The organism is Acidobacteriota bacterium (genome assembly GCA_016716905.1).
GTDB lineage: Bacteria > Acidobacteriota > Vicinamibacteria > Vicinamibacterales > SCN-69-37 > SYFT01.
In genome coordinates this window covers 1,372,819-1,392,514 of the sequence record JADJUS010000022.1, presented here as the reverse complement: position 1 = coordinate 1,392,514, position 19,696 = coordinate 1,372,819, and the positions used below count along the sequence as shown (strand labels likewise).

General features: G+C 64.5%; 10 protein-coding genes and 1 pseudogene. 7 read left to right on the top strand and 4 right to left on the bottom strand.

From position 1 onward, the window contains the following. From IPL75_22115 to IPL75_22105, 3 genes are read left to right on the top strand one after another with little or no spacing between them, the layout of a single operon-like run. Nucleotides 1-984, top strand: coding sequence for a M20/M25/M40 family metallo-hydrolase (locus IPL75_22115; GenBank protein ID MBK9242892.1), 984 nt, complete (start codon nucleotides 1-3; stop codon nucleotides 982-984). Nucleotides 985-1,019: 35 nt separating this feature from the next. Next, nucleotides 1,020-4,043: a DUF5107 domain-containing protein gene (locus IPL75_22110; GenBank protein MBK9242891.1), complete on the top strand. Its 3,024-nt coding sequence runs from the start codon at nucleotides 1,020-1,022 to the stop codon at nucleotides 4,041-4,043. Nucleotides 4,044-4,074: 31 nt separating this feature from the next. Continuing rightward, a complete protein-coding gene (locus IPL75_22105) occupies nucleotides 4,075-7,119 on the top strand; it encodes a hypothetical protein (GenBank protein ID MBK9242890.1) in 3,045 nt (1,014 codons plus the stop codon). A 5-nt stretch (nucleotides 7,120-7,124) separates the two neighbouring features. On the opposite strand, the gene IPL75_22100 is transcribed toward IPL75_22105, so the two are convergent. Next, nucleotides 7,125-8,282 carry an aminotransferase class I/II-fold pyridoxal phosphate-dependent enzyme gene (locus IPL75_22100; GenBank protein MBK9242889.1) on the bottom strand — a complete coding sequence of 386 codons (1,158 nt, stop codon included), beginning with the start codon at nucleotides 8,280-8,282 and terminating at the stop codon, nucleotides 7,125-7,127. A gap of 93 nt (nucleotides 8,283-8,375) precedes the next feature. Beyond that, nucleotides 8,376-8,768 carry a hypothetical protein gene (locus IPL75_22095; protein ID MBK9242888.1) on the bottom strand — a complete coding sequence of 131 codons (393 nt, stop codon included), beginning with the start codon at nucleotides 8,766-8,768 and terminating at the stop codon, nucleotides 8,376-8,378. A gap of 7 nt (nucleotides 8,769-8,775) precedes the next feature. Here IPL75_22095 and IPL75_22090 point away from each other — a divergent pair. Continuing rightward, nucleotides 8,776-9,670: pseudogene (locus IPL75_22090) on the top strand (NAD(P)-dependent oxidoreductase). Between the two features lie 51 nt (nucleotides 9,671-9,721). Here IPL75_22090 and IPL75_22085 read toward each other — a convergent pair. Then, nucleotides 9,722-10,393, bottom strand: a complete 672-nt coding sequence (locus IPL75_22085; protein ID MBK9242887.1) for a hypothetical protein — start codon at nucleotides 10,391-10,393, stop codon at nucleotides 9,722-9,724. An 80-nt stretch (nucleotides 10,394-10,473) separates the two neighbouring features. On the opposite strand from IPL75_22085, the gene IPL75_22080 reads away from it, so the two are divergent. Both IPL75_22080 and IPL75_22075 read left to right on the top strand, forming a co-directional pair. Next, a complete protein-coding gene (locus tag IPL75_22080) occupies nucleotides 10,474-12,810 on the top strand; it encodes a TonB-dependent receptor (GenBank protein ID MBK9242886.1) in 2,337 nt (778 codons plus the stop codon). A 120-nt stretch (nucleotides 12,811-12,930) separates the two neighbouring features. After that, complete coding sequence (locus IPL75_22075) at nucleotides 12,931-15,978, top strand: hypothetical protein (protein ID MBK9242885.1); 3,048 nt, start codon at nucleotides 12,931-12,933, stop codon at nucleotides 15,976-15,978. A gap of 95 nt (nucleotides 15,979-16,073) precedes the next feature. Here IPL75_22075 and IPL75_22070 read toward each other — a convergent pair whose 3' ends face one another. Continuing rightward, a complete protein-coding gene (locus IPL75_22070; GenBank protein MBK9242884.1) occupies nucleotides 16,074-18,734 on the bottom strand; it encodes a protein kinase in 2,661 nt (886 codons plus the stop codon). A 66-nt stretch (nucleotides 18,735-18,800) separates the two neighbouring features. Between IPL75_22070 and IPL75_22065 the strand changes: the two genes are divergently transcribed. Then, the gene (locus IPL75_22065; protein MBK9242883.1) at nucleotides 18,801-19,667 is read left to right on the top strand and encodes a CPBP family intramembrane metalloprotease; all 867 of its coding nucleotides are present in this window, start codon (nucleotides 18,801-18,803) and stop codon (nucleotides 19,665-19,667) included. Nucleotides 19,668-19,696 lie beyond the last annotated feature (29 nt).

The window sequence follows — 19,696 nt, the reverse complement described above, 5'->3', positions numbered from 1 at the left end:
ATCGACTTCGCCCGGGCGCTGATCGATATCGACTCCACGACAGGGCGCGAGCAAGCCGTGGCCGCGTTCCTTTCCCGAACGCTGCGCGAGCGTGGGTGGCACGTGGATGAGCAACCGCTCGCGGATGGACGCTGCAACGTGATTGCAAGGGTAAGCGCCGCCGAGAGTGCCCGCGTCGTGTTGTCCACACACTTTGATTGCGTGCCGCCGTTCATCCCCAGTCGCCTCGAGGGCGACCGGCTGTACGGGCGTGGTGCCTGTGACGCCAAAGGTATCCTTGCCGCGCAGGTGGCCGCCGCCGAGCGGGCACGGGCTGCGGGTCGTACGGACGTCGGCTTGTTGTTTGTCGCGGGTGAAGAGCGCGGCAGCGACGGTGCCAGGGCCGCGAACTTGTGGCCGACCGCGGCGCAGTGGCTCATCAATGGCGAGCCGACCGACAATCGCCTCGGCCTCGCGACCAAAGGCGTCTATCGCGCGCGTCTCACGTCCACCGGCCGGGCCGCGCATTCAAGCCTTCCCGAACTTGGTGAATCCGCGATCGAGAAGATGCTCGATGCGCTGGTGTCACTGCGCGAAGTGGAATGGCCGGCAGAGGCCCTGCTGGGCCGCACGAACTACTCCGTAGGCCTGATGTCTGGCGGAGTGGCGCCAAACGTGATCCCGCCCAATGCCGGCGCGGAGCTGATGTTCCGGACTGTTGGTGACTATCGTGAGGTGCGTGATCAACTGGAGGACGCCATCGGCTCGTGCGCAGTGATTGAGGATGTGCTGGTGGTGCCGCCCGTGCGTCTGCACACGGTGCCTGGCTTTGAGACCGCGGTGTTTGCCTACACCACGGACGTGCCGTTCCTTGACGCGTGGGGCACGCCGATGCTGCTGGGCCCTGGCTCCATCACGGTGGCGCACACCGATGAGGAGCACCTCGATCTCGCGGAGTTGTTCCGGGCGGTGGATTGTTACGAGTCGCTCATCAACGGCACCTAAGCGCGCCTGAACTGGCTGGGAGTAAGATACCCGGCATGGTCCGTCGATGGCCGCTCATTGCACTTGCTGCGGCTCTTGCAGCAGTCCCCGTTCACACAACCCAGAACATCAAAGCGGCCCGAATCTCGGAAGGGCTGCAAACGCTCAAGACCTACGCCTTCTCCGAACCCAACCCGGTGCCGATCCTTGTCAAGGACACCCGGCTGTATCCCTACCACTCGTTCGAAGGGTACGAACACGAAGGGACACCGCGTGAATGGAAGGTTGTCACGCTCGAGAACGATCTGATCGAGGTCTTTGTGCTGCCCGAGATCGGCGGCAAGGTCTGGGGCGCGCGCGTCAAGAAGACCGGGCACGAATTCATCTATCGGAACGAGGTCGTCAAGTTCCGCAACATCGCTTTGCGTGGACCGTGGACGTCTGGCGGGATCGAGTTCAACTTTGGCGTCATTGGCCACACGCCCTCCACGGCCACGCCGGTGGATTACGTGCTCAAGCAGAACCCCGACGGCAGCGTGAGCTGCATCGTCGGCACGATGGACCTGCCGTCGCGCACCGAGTGGCGGGTGGAGATCCGCTTGCCGGCCGACAAGGCGTCGTTTGAGACGAACGTGTTGTGGCACAACGGGACGGCGATCGAGCAGCCGTATTACAACTGGATGACGGCTGCGGCGTTTGCGAAAGACGACCTGGAGATGTCCATCCCCGGCAACCTGTACCTGACGCATCCAGGCGCGCGCGAATCGTGGCCACGCGATGGGCAGGACCGGTTCCTGCCGGTGTACAAGAACAACACCTTCGGGTCCAACAAGTCGTTTCACGTGGTCGGTGAACTCAAGGACTTCTTCGGTGGCTATTATCGCGATGCCAAGTACGGGTTCGGTCACTGGGCCAGGCACGAAGAGATGCCCGGGCAGAAACTGTGGCTCTGGGCGTTGTCGCGCGCCGGAGGCATCTGGGAAGATTTGCTGACCGACACCGACGGCCAATATGTGGAGTATCAGGCGGGGCGGCTGTTGGTGCAGTTCACGCCGGATGCGCACGTCAATCCCATCACGCAGGCGGGTTTCGAGCCCTTTGCGACGGACCGGTGGACGGAGACCTGGTTTCCGCTTGAAGGCCTTGGCGGATTGACGGATGCCTCACGTGACGCCGCGATCTCGGTGCGGGAGGCCGGCGGCCAGTTGCAGATCGGCGTGAATGCGTTTGGACAGGCGTCCGATACGCTGCGGGTGTGGTCGGGCGGCAAGGTGGTGCTGGAACAACCGGTGACGCTTGCGCCGCTCGAGCCGTTTACGACGACCGTGCCCCATGCGGCAGGCGCGCCGTATCGTGTGGAGCTGCGTGGCCTGGGCGTGGACTATTCGTCCGACCCGGCTGAACGGACGCTGGCACGGCCGTTCGAAACGGATGCCGCCGCCGTGGCGTCGATCCCGGAAGCCGACCGGCTGGTCTTTGAGGCGAAAGAACTCATCCAGGGCAGACGGTACGAGCAGGCCCGACCGATGCTCGACGAGGCGCTGGTTAAGAGTCCGTGGCATCGCGGCGCCTTGCTTGCCATGGGCGACCTCGAGTATCGCCAAGCGTACTATGAAGAGGGACTGGTCCTCGTGGTGCGCGCGCTGCGCCTTGATGCCTACGATGCCGAGGCGAACTTCATCGCAGGCAACCTCTACCGGGCGCTGGGAAAGATGGTGGATGCGCGTGACGCCTTCGGTTGGGCCGCGCGGTCGATGGCGTACCGGTCCGCCGCGAACGTGCAACTGGCCGAACTCGCATTTGTGAGGGCAGATGTGGCTGAGGCCGAACGCTACGCCCGCATCGCGCTGGATTACAACCGGCAGAACCTCTCCGCGTGGCAGATCCTCGCGATGACCGGCCGGAAGACCGGCCGCGAGACCCTCGTCACCGAGGCGACGACCACGTTGCTCGATCTCGATCCGCTCAGCCACTTTGTCAGGGCGGAGCGCTTCCTTGCCGCGCCCGGATCCGGGACCCAGGCGGCATTGTTTGACGGCCTGCGTAGTGAATTCCCTGACCAGTCCGTGCTCGAACTGGCTATCGGCTACGTGAATCGCGGCCAAGCCGCGGACGCGATGGCGTTGCTTGAGCCCGCAGTCAAACGGCTGCGGAATCCCCTGCTGCGCGCGTGGCTCGCGTACCTCAAGCAGGACGAGTCGCTGCTGAGTGCCGGCGCCGACGTGACGCTGGTGTTTCCGTATCGCCTTGAAACGCTGCCCGTGCTCGCGTGGACCGTGCAGGGGAACACGCACTGGAGCTGGGCGTACCTGTTGGCGTTGAACCTCTGGGGGTTCGATCGGCTCCCCGATGCTGAGCGCATGTTGCGGCCCCTGGGCAACACGCCCAACACGCCGGATGCGGCGGCGTTTTACGTCTCCCGAGCACACCTCGTTGAGAAGGCCGGTGGGGATCCGGAACCAGACCTCAAACGCGCCGAGACACTGGCCGGCACCGATCGCACCGTCCGGATCCCCTTGATTCAGCACTACCAGAAGCAGGCCAGATGGTCAGACGCGTTGGCGGCCTCAGCCCGCGCCCGACAGCAGTTTCCAAAAGACTTCAACCTGGACCTGCTCCACGTGCGGTCGCTGCTGTACCTCGAGCGCCCGGCCGAGGCGCTCGCAGTGCTGAACGTCACGCGTGTGTTGCCCTCAGAGCACTCGCGCGAAACGCACCAGATGTACGTGCAGGCGCATACGCTTGCTGCGTTGGCCAGCTACAACGCCGGTCGATGGGCAGAGGCGGCGTCGCACTTGACCTCGGCCCTCGAGTGGCCCGAGCGCCTGGGCCAGGGTAAGCCCTACGATCCCGAGGAGCGGCTGATCCGGTTCCTGCTCGGCCGAGTGGCGCAACGACAGGGCCGCCCGGCTGAAGCGCAAGCACAATTCGAAGCCGTCATCGCCGCAACGGGCGCCGGCGGCGGCACACCCTTCGACCGGCTCGAACTGGTCGCACGACAGTCGTTGGGACAGATGCCTGTCTCTGGAGACCTTGATGCCATCCTCCTCGCCCGCGCGCTTGCACTCCCCGTTCGGTAAGGTCGTCCGCTGGGCCGCGCTAGGCCTGGCCGTGGGAACTGTGTCCCTGGCCGCCGTGGTCTGGGCGACTGAGCCCCCGTTCGCCGACCTTCATCGCGCGCCGGCCATCTCGAATGTGGTCGATGGCGTTTCCTACGAACCAGGAAACTGGACGCCGCACCTGGCCGCAGGCTCGAAGGGTGAGTCGTGGGGCAATCATCGGGCGGTGGTTGAGGTTGAGGCGGCCTCGCTTGGGGCCGGCTCCAATATCCGCGTGACCATTCCCTGGCGCAGGCACGATCCCAACCCGGCCGAGAAAGCCCTGGTCGTGGTGGACGCGACCTCCGGAAAGGTGGTGCCGAACGCGTTCGCGCTCCGCATCGACAACGTGTCTGGCGACGTCGTGTTTCAGCCCAATCCTGGATCGAGCCGCTATTTCGTCTATTACCTGCCGTGGCAAACCACCGGTGGGAGCTATCCCAAGGTGACCTACATGCGGTCGGTGATCGAGCCCGAGCTGGAATGGGCTGATCGCACCCGCAAAGTGAATCTGGACGGCATCACGCGTGCGCAGACGACGAAGATTCAATCGGTGGATGCGTTCCACAGCTTTTTTCCGATGGAGGTCATCGCCACTCCTGATGAGACCGCACGGTTCATGGCAGGCGCGCCCAACGGGTGGCGCGTGGTGCCCGAACATCGCGACTATCCCGTGCGCATGCGCCGGTTCCTGCCCAAACACTGGGCCGACCGTGGCCCGGCCTCCACTCTTGAAAGCCGGGTCCTTCGAGACGAGTACTTCACGTTTCAGGTGGCGGTGGTCGCAGGCGCCGCGCCGCTGTCCGATGTGCGCGTCAGCTTCGATCAGTTTCCGGCGGAGTGGTTGAAGACCATGACGTGCTTCAACTGCGGCGGCGTGGATGAACACGGGCGGGCGTTTACAAAGACGATCAGTGTGAAGGCCGGAGAGGTGCAGCCGCTGTGGATTGGCGTGATGGTGCCGGCGAATCAGCCGGTTGGTGTCGTCGAAGGGAGCGTGATTGTCTCGGCCGGCGCAAGCGATCGGCAGACCGTGACGCTGAAGCTCGATGTGGATCAGGCGCAGGCGCGCAATCACGGCTTTGACGAGCCCGAGCTGATGAGCCGCCTGGCCTGGATCAACTCCACGGCCGGCACGGACCCGGATTTCATCATCAAGCCGTTCACGCCCGTTGTCATTGGCGGCGCCAGCCGGCGCGCGCTGTCGGTCCTGGGCCGAACGGTCACGCTCGGCGCCTCGGGGCTGCCCGACCGGATCGTGAGTTACTTCACGCCGGAGCTGACGTTGGGAACACTCCCCGGGGCCGTGTTGGCGCGCCCCGTGAACCTGCGCGTGATTGTCGCGGGTCAGCCCGAGGCGATGCGATCACAACCGTTTCAGGTGAAACAGGACGCACGCGGGCGGGCGAGTTGGACAGCCGAGAGCCGCTCCGCGTCGTTCCGCATGTCGGTGAAGGGCGCGCTCGAGTACGACGGCATGCTCGACTACCGCATCGAACTCGAGGCCCTCAAAGACGTCAGCATCGACGACATCGTCATGCCGGTGGCGCTGGTGCCGGATGCGGCGGAGTACATGTTGGGATTGGGACGCAAAGGTGGCATGCGGCCGGATCGTGTTGATTGGACGTGGAAGGTGGAGAACCACCAGGAGGGCGTCTGGCTCGGCGGCATTCACAAGGGCCTGCAGTACGTGTTGCGTGACGACAACTACGAGCGGCCGCTGAATACCAACTTCTACCTGAGTAAACCGCTGAACCTGCCGCCCTCCTGGTACAACGACGGCCGCGGAGGCATTCGCATTGAGACCGCCGCCGGCGCCGTGACCGCAACGAACTACTCGGGCACCCGCCGCGTGACCGCCGGTACGAAGCTGCACTTCAATGTCAGGTTCCTGATCACGCCCTTCAAGCCCATCGACACGAAGACGCACTTTGAAACCCGCTTCGTCCACAAGTACGTGCCGGTCGATGAGGTGAAGGCGTCAGGCGGGACGGTGGTCAACATCCACCACGCGAACGAGATCAATCCCTACATCAACTACCCGTTCTTCGCGCTCGACAAGCAGACCGCGTACATCGAAGAAGCCCATGCCAAAGGCATCAAGGTCAAGCTGTACAACACCATTCGCGAGTTGACCTATCGCGCCCACGAACTATTCGCGCTCCGCAGCCTGGGTGACGAGATCCTGAACGACGGTGAAGGCGGCGGCCATTCCTGGATGCAGGAACATCTTGAGGACCGGTATCACTCGGCCTGGCATGCCTACACGGTGGACGATGCGGCGATGCTGGATAAGGGGACGTCGCGGTGGACGAACTACTACATCGAGGGATTGTCGTGGCTGGCCGAGCACCAGAAGATCGACGGCCTGTATCTCGATGACATCGCGTTCAGCCGCGAGACCGTGCGCCGGATGATCTCGGTGTTGGCCGCCAAACGAGGCCAGGTGGTGATCGACCTGCACTCGGCCAATCAGTTCAACAAGAATGACGGCTTCATCAACAGCGCCATGCTCTACATGGAGCACTTTCCCTACATGTCGCGCCTGTGGTTTGGCGAGTACTTTGAATACAAGCTGCCGGCCGACTACTGGATGACCGAGGTATCGGGGCTGCCGTTCGGCCTGATGGGCGAGATGCTGCAGGACGGGGGACACCCGTATCGGGGCCTGTTGTTCGGGATGACGTCGCGACTGTACGGCAAGACGGACCCGCGGCCGGTGTGGGCCCTGATGAACGATTTCGGCATTGCCGAGAGCCGGATGCGCGGGTACTGGCTGAAAGATACGCCAGTACGAACGGGCCACCCAGCATTGTTTGCCACCACGTACCTTCGTGATGGCAGCGCGCTTGTGGCGATCGGGTCCTGGTCGGAGCGCGACGAACGGGTGTCGCTCTCGATGGACCTCAAGGCGATGGGGCTTGCGGGCGGCGTCAGGGTGTACGCGCCCGCAGTGCCGGGCCTTCAGGAGTTTGCGGAAGTGGATCCCGCCTCGGTACTCGTGCCCGCCAACCAGGGCGTGTTCCTGCGCGTCGAGCGGCGGACGCCCGTGGCATAAACATCTCAGACCGCCCGCAGCCGTTCGGTCGCTGCCCGCAACGTCTCGTCTTTCTTCGCAAAGCAGAACCGCAGCACGGGTCCGCCGGTGTCTTTGTAGTTGAACGCCGAGCAGGGAATGGCGGCGACGCCGTGCTGCTGGATGAGCCGCATCGCGACGTCCGTGTCGCGGTCTGTGGTGATCGCCGAGTAGTCCATCAGTTGAAAGTACGTGCCCGTGCAGGCGAGTGGCGTGAGCCGGGAGCCGTCAAGGAGCTGCAGGAACAAATTACGTTTGGCCTGATAAAACCCAGGCAGATCCTTCGCCCCGGGGTCGCGCGTCACGAACTCCGCAAACGCCACCTGCGACGCCGAATGCGCGGTGAACGTGACGAACTGGTGGACACGCTGCAGTTCGGCCAGGAGGGGTGCCGGCGCCACGGCGTAACCCACCTTCCATCCCGTGGCGTGAAAGGTCTTGCCGAACGAGCTGATCACGACCGCGCGTGACCGCAGTTCCGGGTAACGCAGCAGGCTCTCGTGCCGCCGGCCGTCGAAGATGATGTGTTCGTACACCTCGTCGCCGATGAGCAGGATGTTGCTGCCGTCCACCAGTGCCGCCAGCCGGCTCATGTCGTCGGCCGTCCATGTCATGCCGGTCGGGTTGTGTGGCGTATTCACGAGGATGGCCCTGGTGTTTGGCGTGATCGCCCGCGCCACTTCGTCCCAGTCCACCTGGTAGTCCGGATACCGCAGGCCGACAAATACCGGCACGCCGCCGGACAAGCGGATGGCCGGCACGTACGAGTCGTAACACGGTTCGAAGAGCACCACTTCGTCGCCGGGTTGAACAAACGCGGTGAGCGTGGAATAGAGCGCTTCGGTCGCGCCGCACGTGACCTGCACTTCGGTAGCCGGGTCCACGACCGCGCCGTAGCAGTGCTGCACTTTCGCCGCGATGGCTTCCCGCAGCGCCTGGACGCCAGGCATTGGCGCGTACTGGTTGTGCCCGTCGCGCATCGCCTGGGCCACGGCTTCGACCAGTGCCGGGTCGCAGGCGAAATCGGGGAATCCCTGGGACAGGTTAATCGCGCCGTGCTCGTTGGCCAGCCGGGTCATGACCGAAAAAATGCTCACGCCGATGGCCGGAAGCTTCGAATCAATTGGAAACGTGGACGTGCTCATCTCTGGCTGCGTATTCTGACATCTCCCGCCGGCCGGGAGCGGCATCTGTCTTCGGAGGCCGGACCTTCAGGTCCGGCTCCGCGGTTCTGCAACCTAGCGCCGAGTCACGCCAAACGTCGCGCGATAGTCGGCCGGCAGGATGTTGCCCCGCGAGGCGAACGGGTACGGCGCCAGGGCGCTGAATGTAATCGTATTGTTGCCGTGGGTGGCGCTCCTGTTGGCTGCGTTGTTCAATTGCAGTTCGAACGCGCGTCTGGTGCCGAGCCAGGACGTTTCCAGCGAGACAGAGGCATCTCCTGCGGTGACGCAGGTGGCGTCACCCGGGCATCGCGAGTCGCTCGTCACCCCGAGGAATGTGACGGTCAGGCCCCGGGCCGAGCCAGATTCGCCAGGGGCCAAAGTCATGACGCCCGGCTCAGATGGGTTCGTAGGCGACGAACACGCCGCGAACAGCACGGCAAAGGCGAGAATGGACAAGGAGCGCATGAAGGCTATGACGGACGACACAAGCGGGAAGTTTGAAACGCGGATTGGGTTCATCGGATTGGGTGTCATGGGAAAACCCATGGCGTCACATCTGCTCGCCAAAGGATATCCACTGGTCGTGCACAGCCGAAGCCGTGGTCCGGTGGACGCACTGGTGGCCGCCGGCGCCGTTGCGGCCGCGTCGCCGGTGGAAGTGGCGCGCCAGTCAGACGTGGTGATCACGATGCTGCCTGACACGCCAGACGTGGAAGCGGTGCTGACGGGGCCCGATGGCGTGATCGGTGGCCTGGCGAAGGGCGGGATGGTCATCGACATGAGCAGCATTTCGCCGGTGGCTGCGCGGGCGTTGGCTGCCAAAGTCGAAGAGGCCGGCTGCACCATGCTCGACGCACCGGTCAGCGGCGGCGAGATCGGCGCGATCAACGCCTCACTGTCGATCATGGTGGGTGGCCCGGCCGCGGCGTTCGATCGGGCCCGGCCGATCTTCGAATGCCTCGGCCATGCCGACCGCATCGTCCACATCGGCGCCGAGCCCGGTTCCGGGACAGTTGTGCAAGGTGTGCAACCAGATCGCGATCGGTGGCGCCCTTGCTGGTGTCAGCGAAGCGCTGGCGCTTGCGCGCAAGGCCGGCGTGGACGGGGCACGCGTCCGCCAGGCGCTGCTTGGCGGGTTCGCGTCAAGCCGTGTGCTCGAGGTTCACGGCGAACGGATTCTGACCGGCCAGTTTGCGCCCGGCTTCCGCACCCGGCTGTATCAGAAGGACCTGCGCATCGCCCTTGAGGCCGGCGCCGCCAACGGCGCGGCCATGCCGACTGCGACGCTGGTGGCGGCTCTGGTTGATGCGCTGGTCGCCTCAGGCGGCGCGGACCTGGACTATTCGGCGGTAGGCACGATGCTTTAGGAACTGGGGAACTTAGGAACTGGGGAACTTAGGAACTTGGGAACTGGGGAGTCATCGGCCTGCTAGCGTGGTGAGCAGGGTGACGGTGCTGGCGACGTGGGCGCCGGTCTTTCCGCTTGGACTGCTAAATAGCACGTACTTGGCGCGGTCCGGCGTGATTTCGAATGACCCCAGCAGGAGTGCCGAACTGGCGTGTTCCGTCCACGCCGGCCCCTTGGGGACGCAGGCGTTTCGCCACGCGACCAACGACGCGCGCACCTCCGGCGTCAGCACCAGGAGCGCAGCGGTCGGTGCATCGGTGTAGAGATGCCACACGGCGTCGAACGTGGCATCACCGGTGGGGACCACGACTGGAGGGGATTGCGTGAAGGCCTCGAGGCCACGGCTCCAGCCCACGGGCTGCAACCGCAACGCGGCTGGCGGCGGCGATGGCAGGTGCAGTGACAGGATCGTGAACTGCGTCGCCACGCGCTTGCGTTTGGGCGCCAGCACACTGGGGGTGCTGCGGTTCATCAGCGTGGCCGTGAGTCCTGCGATCGATCCCCGCGCGACGTCCGTGTCGCGGCAGGGCCGCCCCTCTGCGGTGGTCCCTTTGATGCCGGGCGAATGAGCGACACGCGACAGTCCGACCGCCGCAGCGGCTTCGTTCAGGTCCTTCTGCTTTAGCCGCGATAACGCGTAGAGCGCCACGGCAAAAAGGGCGAGTGCGATGACGAAGGCCATGGTTACCGCGCCGATCATACTGGGTATACGCTTGATAAATGGGTTCCCGGAACGTTGTTTTCTCAATCGCCTTGTTCGTAGTGTCTTTGTTTTCCCCGGTTCACGTGTGGGCTCAGGACACGACTGGCACAGGCGCCATCGCCGGCGTCGTGATGACGCACGACAAGAAGCCTGGCCTGGCGGTCACGGTGTGCCTGGTGGATTCGATCCGATGCGTGTTGTCGGATGACGCCGGGAAGTTCCGACTCACAGACGTGCGTTCGGGCGCCTATCGCCTGGAGGTGACGCCGCCGGGAGAACCCGGGTTTGTCACCGACCCGATCGAGGTGCGGGCTGGACTGGACGCACTTGTGGAGATTTCGCTGCCTGCGCCTGCAGCGGTGCAGCAGTCCGTGACGGTCACCGCGTCCGCGTTTGTGACGTCCGAGGAGGTCAAGACGTCGAACTACCTCATCCGTCCGCTCCAGATTCGCGAAAGCGCGGCGGCGTTGCAGGATGTCTCGCGCTACCTGCAAACACTGCCCGGTGTGGTCATCGGCACCAACGACTTCCGCAACGACATCATCGTCCGGGGCGGCAGTCCCCTTGAGAATCTCTTCATCGTGGACAACATCGAGATTCCAAACATTAACGCGTTCGCGAACTTTGCGTCCGCCGGCGGCACTGTCAGCATCCTCGACACGGAACTGATCCAGGACGTGACGTTCCTGACCGGTGGATACCCCGCGCCGTACATCAACCGGGTGTCGAGCGTGCTGCAGATCGCGCAGCGGGAGGGTGACCGCGAAAAGGTGCGCGGTCGCGCCACGCTTGGGTTCGCGGGCGCGGGCGCCATTCTTGAGGGCCCCATTCGCCAGGGCAAGGGGTCGTGGATTGTCTCGGCGCGGAGAAGTTTTCTGGACCTGTTCACCAAGGACATCGGCTTTGGCGGCGTGCCGGTGCTCTACACACTCAACGCGAAAGCCGTGTATGACGTGACGCCGCTCGATCGCCTGTGGCTGGTCAATGTCAGTGGCGTCGATCGCATCCGGCTGGGGCTGACGGAAGAGACTGACCTGGATGAAGGCCTGGCGGAATTCGACATCAGGTATCAGGGTTGGCGCAGCGCCACAGGCCTGAACTGGCAACGTGTGTTCGGCACTCGTGGTGTTGGCCTGCTGAGCGTCACGCATTCCGAAGCGTCGGTCACCTCCAAGGTGAAAGACCTCGTGCGCGATGGCGTGCCGCCCGCCGGCACTCCAGTGGACGACATCATCGATCAGGGGCCGCTGGTGTTCACCGAAGCCGCACGCGAGGGCGAAACGACGCTCAAGTACGATCTGACCACCTACGCCACGATGATGGGCCGGAAGAACAAGATCCAGGTCGGCGGCAGCTTCAAGGTCTTCCGGCTGAACTATGACACCGGCTCCCCGCTCGGTGACGACAGCCCGTTCTCAGCGGAGCCGGGAGTTAATGCCTTCACGCTGGACCGATCCTTCACCGCGTATCAGAGTGGCGCGTACGTGCAGGGCACCATGGACATCACGTCGCGCCTCAATCTCACCTGGGGCGGGCGGGTGGATCACTACCAGTACATCGGCCACACCCGTTTCAGCCCGCGCGCCGGCGTTGGATTCAAAGTGAGCGACCGCCTGACCTGGAGCGCGAGTTACGGACAATATTTCCAGCAGCCGTTTTTCCTCTTTCTCGCGTCGTTCCCGGAGAATGAGCGGCTCAAGCCCATCAAGTCGGAACACGTGGTGTCGGGCTTCACTTATTTGCCGTCGGATTCGGTGCGCCTGACCCTTGAGGGCTACTACAAGCGGTACGCGGACTATCCCGTGTCCACGCAGTTCCCGACGCTGTCGTTGGCGAACGTCGGCGACACGTTTAATGTGCGCGAGGTCCTCTTTCCGATGACCAGCGAAGGCCGCGGCCGAGCGATGGGCGTGGAGGCCTTCATCGAGAAGGCTCCGGGTGGCCGTTGGTACGGCCAGGCGAACGTGTCGGTGGCGAAATCAGAGCAGGCAGGGCTGGACGATGTGCTGAGGCCGGGGTCGTTTGACTATCCCTTTGTGGTGAACGTGACCGGCGGCGTGAACCTGTCGCCAAAGTGGTTGGCGTCCACGCGCCTGTCGTGGCTGGGCGGGCGGCCGTATACGCCGTTTGACGAAGCGCTGTCCCAAAGCGTGCGCCGCGGCGTGTTTGACCTCACGCGGGTGAACGATGCGCGCGCTCCCGCCTACTTCCGGCTCGACGTGCGCGTGCAGCGCACGTTCGGGAGTGCACGGCCGTTTGTGCTGTTCGCCGGTGTGCAGAACCTCACGAACCGCAGAAATTTCTCCGGCTACACCTGGAACCGGCGCACCAACACGGTGCGCTTCCAGGAGCAGCAGGGGCTGTTCCCCATCCTGGGCTTCGAGTGGAAGTTCTGAGCTCGCGGGACTGACGTCGACCCTCTCCTGGTTCGGGTCGAGCCGTGTTGCGCACCTGGGTGCGCCAACGCCGTGATCGCGCTACTATCTGCTCGTACTTCTTCTTAAGGAGATCCCCTCATGAAGCAATCGTCGTTCCGCTTACTCCTGATTCTTGGTGTATGCGGGCTTGTTGGCGGAGCCCTGACCGCGCAACAACCCGCACCGCCGGCCGCGCCAGTCCGCGTGGTGAACGCATCGACCGATCCCATGCTGCAGGGATTCAAGTTCCGATCGATCGGCCCGGCCGTGATGATGGGCCGTATCGATGACATCGAAGGCGCCGAAAAAGACCCGATGATCATGTACATCGGGTTCGCGACCGGCGGTGTGTGGAAGTCCACCGACGGCGGCAATCACTGGCTCTCGCTGTTCGATGAGATGACGGTCACGTCGATCGGTGACATCGCCATCGCCCCCTCCGATCCCAACGTCGTCTATGTCGGTACCGGCGAGCCGAACAACCGGCAGAGTTCGTCGATCGGTGGCGGCGTCTACAAAACCACCGACGGCGGCAAGACGTGGGCGAACATGGGCCTCGAAGACACCCAGTCCATCGGCCGCATCGTGGTGAATCCCACCGATCCCAACATTGTGTACGTGGCAGCGGTCGGACATCTGTTCGGGCCGAACGAAGACCGTGGTCTCTACAAGTCCATTGACGGCGGCAAGACATGGAAGAAGGCGAAGTACATCGACGCCGACACGGGCTTTATCGATGTGGCGATCGACTTCTCGAATCCGAAGGTGCTCTACGCCGCGTCGTACCAGCGTCGCCGCACATGGTGGGGCGTGAACGGCGGCGGCCAGGGCAGCGGCCTGTGGAAGTCCATCGACGCCGGCGAGACGTGGACCAGGATCACGGGCGGCGGGTTCCCCGCGTCAAAAGACGGGATCCTCGGCCGCATCGGCATTGCCGTATTCCGTGGGCGGCCGACGACGCTCTACATGATCGCCGAGGTGGGTGCTGAGGGTGGCATCCAGGTGAACGTCGGCGATGACGGCCAGGCGCCGAAGCCAGGAGTGCCGTGCTGCGGCGATCCGGGTTCGCGCAACGGGCCCGACCGGTCCGGCGTGTGGCGCTCTGACGATGGCGGTAAGACGTGGACGTTCTTGTCAAACGTGAACAACCGCCCGATCTATTACAGCCAGATTCGCGTGGACCCGGTGAACGACAAGAAGGTGATTCAGGGCGGGGCGTCCGCGCAGATGTCGTTCGACGGCGGCAAGACGTGGAACGGTCTCTCGGGCACGGGCCATGGCGACTATCACGCGTTCTGGATCAATCCAAAGGACCCGCGTATTGTGGCGGCCGGCCACGATGGCGGCATCGACATCAGCAACGACGGCGGCTTCACCTGGGACTACCACAACGACATGGCGCTGGGGCAGTTCTATCAGGTGTCGGCGGATATGCGGCGCCCGTATTGGGTGTGCGGCGGCTTGCAGGACAACCAGGCCTGGTGCGGGCCGAGCGCGGTGCGCTCGCAGTTTGGCGCGGTGAACACCGATTGGTTCACGATTGCCGGCGGCGACGGCTTCTACACGCGCCAGGATCCGACCGACTGGACGATCGCGTACGGCGAGTCGCAGAACGCGTCAATGACGCGCTATGACTTCCGCGCGGGCACACAAAAAAGCATTACGCCCCGCGCGACGAGGACGGCGCCTGCCGCCGCCCCAGGCGGCGGTGGCGGCCGCGGCGGGGGCATGGGCAACGTGATCAACCAGCCGGCACAGGTGGATGAATTCCGCTTTTACTGGAACACGCCATTTGAGATGTCGCCGCACGATCCGGCCACCGTCTACATTTCGGGCCAGTACTTCTTCAAGTCCAGCAACCGCGGTGACGCGTGGACAATGAACCCGACGGACCTGACCAAGAACTTCGACCGCTTCGGCACGCCGATCATGGGCGTGGCCGGCAACGCGCCAATGGCGTCCAAACATGACGGCTACCAGCAGAACTCCGTCACCACGCAGTTGCGCGAATCGCCGTCGAAACCAGGCGTGATCTGGATCGGCACCGATGATGGCAACCTCCAGGTGAGCCAGGATGCCGGCGCGACGTTCACCAACGTCTTCGGCAATATCACCGGAGCCCCGAAGGGATACGTGCAGGTGTCGCGCATCGAGCCCTCGCACTTCGACCCGGCCACCGCGTATGTGGCGCTCGACAATCATCGCAATGACGACTGGAGGCCCTATCTGTTCAAGACCGTTGACTACGGTCGAACCTGGTCGAACGTGACGGGCGACCTTCCGGTCAAGGGCAACATCAACGCGCTGCGCGAGGATCCCGTGAACCCCAACCTGCTCTTCGTGGGGACGGAGTTCAACCTGTTCGTGACGCTGGACGCGGGAAAGAGCTGGAAGTTGTTCTCCGCAGGCATGCCCTCCGTGCGCGTGGACGACATTCTGATTCACCCGCGCGAGAAGGATCTCATCGTGGCCACGCATGGGCGTTCGTTGTGGATTGCGGACGACATCACGCCACTTGAACAACTGGCGTCCGCGCCCGGCAGCGCCGTGAAGTTGTTCGAGCCGCGGCCGGCCGTGCAGTGGAAGAACGATTTGCTCGCCACACGACGTGTCACTGCCCGCCAGTTCCGGGGTGAAAACCCGCAGGGCGGCACGGCGTTCACCTTCTGGGCGCCGTCCGACATGGGTGAGGCGAAGTTCGAAGTGCTCAACGCCCAGGGCGCCGTGGTGTCGACCATGACGACGCAGGCGAAGGCGGGGATGAACCGCGTGCAATGGAACATGGCCGCGCAGAACGCCGCAGGCCCCGGTGGCGGCCAGTTCGCGGGTGGAGGGCGTGGGGGAGCGGGTGGCCGTGGAGCGGTGCCGTCGAACCTGACGCCTGAAGAGATCGCTGCGGGCCAGGCCGCGTACGAGAAGGCTGCGGCCCTGGCGGCCGTCTCCGGAGGCGCGGGTGGCCAGCAACCGGCCGCGCGTGGCGGTGGCCGCGGCGCAATCGGGCCGGGAGTGCCGTTTGTCGCCGGCGGAGGTCGGGGCGGTGGCGGCGGCGCGATGCTTGCGCCCGGCGCCTACACGGTGCGCCTCACCGTGGGAGGTCAGACGATGATGACGTCAGTCGTCATTCTCGAAGACATCTGGATGAGGTGATCACGTTCGTCAAATCTGCAGCCCGCCACCAGACTGGGGTTCGGCCGGTCTGGTGGCGGGGTGCGGTGGAGGCGCGTGCCGGATGCCAGCGACGTCTATTTGTCCTTCGTGGGCAGCAGCGCCTGCCAGTTGAGCACCACTTGCACGGGCGCCTCGTTGGAGGAGGCGTTCATCGACCGACGCAACAAGAATCGCCCGCCGTCGGCCGAGACGGCGAACTGGTCCATCGCCGATGAGGCGGAAAGATCGGTGCGGAACACGGGCTGTGCGGCTTTCGCCTGGCGGGGATCGCCCGCCGGTATTGCGGCCGACATCATCTGGCCGGACAGATCGAGGAAATACAGCTCGCGTCCGTCGGGACTCCAGCGAGGCTGCACGCCGCCTGCGGTGGAGATCTGCAGCCGCTCGTCCGTCGGCGGAAACGGCGTGACGAAGACATCGGGCGTCGCTTTTTGCGCGGCGTGATAGGCCACCCACTTTCCGTCGGGAGAGAACCGTGCCTCGTCGGCCAGCGAGACGCCCTTGACCAGCGCCACGTCCTTCGCGGGGTCGTCAAGCGACAGCACCCACAATTCGAAATCGGCGGCCACAGGCCGGCCCACCGCCAGGAAGCGGCCATCACGAGTCCACGAGTCGGGATATCCGGTCCAGTTCCGAAGCACGGTTTCCGTCGCACCTTGCATGGTGCGCACGACCACCTGGGCGCCTTTGCGCACGGCGAGTCGCGCGCCATCGAACGAAAATGCGGGGTCGCTGTACGACGAACCCTCAAACCGGGCGAGCTGGGCCGTGAGGTCGCGGACGGGATCGATGAGCCACAGGGAGTTGCCGTTCATGAACGGCTCACGCCGCGTGGCGGCGATGCGGCCATCCGCTGCGACGTCGAAGTTCGCGAAGTTCTCCGGTGTTCCCGCCTTCTGCACCAATCGCCCGGATCGATCGACCCATTCGAACTGCACCTGCAAAGCTGCAGGCGACCGCAACGCAAGCACGCCGGTACGGGACACGCTGACGCCCATGAATCCTGAGCTGATGTCCATGCTGAGGTCATTGGCGAGACGAGCCGGAGGTCCATCCGGGACCAGCGTGTCGGGGTTGATCCGCTGCCCCCACAGGATGCCATTCTGTCCGTACAGGACCGTGCCGTCCGGCGTGGCCATTGGGGCCGTGATGTCCTGCGGGAGCGACATCGGGCGCGGTTCGCCGCCCTCCACTGACGCGACGAACGCCGTCGACGAGTTGTCCGGCAGTCTTGCCCCGAACAGCAGATGCTGGCCGTCGGGCATCCAACTCGCATACCCGACGCGCCGGTCCGGCTGTGGCTTCACCACCATGCGCATCGCACCGTTTTCGAGGATCGCGATCCCGTTGTCCACCCCGACGGCGATGCGGCCATCGGGCGCGACCGCCACGGATCGGAGGACGGATCGTTCAGGCTCGGCTGCGGTCCAAAGCACCACTCTGCGCCCGGTGTCGATATCGACCGTGAAGAGCTGGCCTTGTCCAAGCGCCAGCAGGGTCTTGTTGTCGGGCATGAAGACGGCGCGCCTCACATCGTCCACGTTCTTCACGATTTCAGCGGAGGTATTTTCCAGGCGCCGAATCCACAGTCCCAGGCTCTGCGATGCCGAGGAACTGACGTTGCCGCCCCACGCCAGCGTCCGGCCGTCTGGCGATACGGCCACCCATTCGAGGCCGACCTGAAACTCGGTGGCCGGCAGCGTGAACCTGGACACGTCGGCACTGACAACGTCGTTCGCTGGAGCGAACGTGCCCCAGGCGACAGCACCAAGGACTCCGCCGGCGACCAGTGCGACGGTGATCGGCACCAGGCCTCCGCGTCGCCTGGCCAGAGGCGGCGGTACGGTGTGCGACGCTCCAGAGCCTGAACTGCTTCCACTGGTGACGGCCTCGAGCGCGAAACCGAGATCGCGCGCAGATTGAAAGCGCTGGGCCGGTTCCTTTTCAAGCGCGCGGCGCACGATGCGGTCGAGCCCCGGTTGCGACCCGCCGGTCGAGGGAACGAACTCCTCGGGATCTTTGTTGAGGATCGCGCTCATCGTGTCGGCGGGCGTTGCGCCGCCGAACGCGCGTTTGCCGCCAATCATCTCGTAGAGCACCGCGCCGAACGAGAAGATGTCGGCGCGCGAGTCTACGGACTGGCCGCGAACCTGTTCCGGCGCCATGTATCCAATCGTCCCGAGAATCGTGCCCGGCGTCGTGTCCACCCGCGCCAGCACGGTGTCGGCCGATGACGGTGCAGGTGTCTGAACCAGCGCAAGGCCGAAGTCGAGCAACTTCACGCGCCCGTCAGCCGTTACAAAGATGTTTTCAGGCTTCAGGTCGCGGTGAACAATGCCGCGGTCATGCGCGGCGGCCAGACCATCGGCGATCTGCCGGCCGTATTCCACGGCCTTCCGGATAGGGATCGAGCCTTCAACCAGCACTTCCCGAAGGGTCCTGCCTTCGAGCAACTCCATGACGGCGAACGTGACGTCGCCGCCGGTACTCGACTCGCGGCCGATGTCGTGCAGAGAGAGGATGTTCGGGTGTGACAACGCCGCCACAGCCTGGGCTTCGCGCTCAAAGCGCGCGAGCGCCACAGAATCGGCTGCGATGGCAGGGGGGACGACCTTGATGGCGACTTGGCGCTGCAGCCGGGTGTCACGCGCCCGATAGACCTCACCCATGCCACCGGCCCCGATCGGGGCGACGATTTCGTACGGGCCAAGGCGTGTGCCGGCGGGCAAGGACATCGGGTCGGGGGTGATTCTATCCGCTTCTATCCGCAATCCACCTGCGTTACATTAACCGCCAGCGCCTTGAGTCCGCTGCTCTCGTTCTTCGCCCTGACATTCGTCGCCAGCTGGACGACCTGGGTCGCGGCCGGAACGCTGCTGGACCGTAGCCCGTCGGGCTCACCGGTTGTTGTCAGCGGGGTGTTCCTGCTCGGCATATTCTCACCGTCGTTCGTGGCGCTGTGGCTGACGTTTCGCGCTGAGGGAAGAGCGGGAGTGTCGGCCATGCTCTCGCGCCTCTTTCAATGGCGCTCCGGCGTCCGCTGGTATGTGTTTGCTCTGGGCTTTACGGCGAGCATCAAGTTGACGGCCGCAGTGGTTTATCGCGTCGCCATCGGATCCTGGCCGCGCTTCGGCGAGGATGCCTGGTATCTCCTGCTCGCGGGGACCATCTTCTCGGCGATCTCCCTGGGTCAGGCCGGAGAAGAGATTGGATGGCGCGGGTACGCCCTCCCGCGCATGGCCGAACGTCTCGGACTTCCACGCGCGAGCCTTCTGCTAGGCGCAATCTGGGCCGTGTGGCACCTGCCGTTGTTCTTCATCGCCGCCACGACCACCACGGGCCAGTCATTCCCTCTCTATTTCCTGCAGGTCACGGCGTTGTCAGTGACGATGGCGTGGTTGTATGCGCGCACGGGCCCGAGCCTCTGGCCGGTGATGCTCTTCCATGCGGCCGTGAACAACACCAAAGACATCGTGCCGTCTGCCGTGGATGGGGCCACCAACCCCTGGGCTCTCAGCACGTCGCCGGTCGCCTGGATCACGGTGGGACTCTTGTGGGTCGTGGCTGCCGTTTTGCTCATCAAGATGCGCACGATGCGCGTAGCTCGGGCTGTTCCGTCGTACGTAGCTCGGGCTGTTCCTCAAGCCCGAGACAGTCCTCGGCCTTGAGGAACAGGCCGAGCTACGAAATTCCGAAC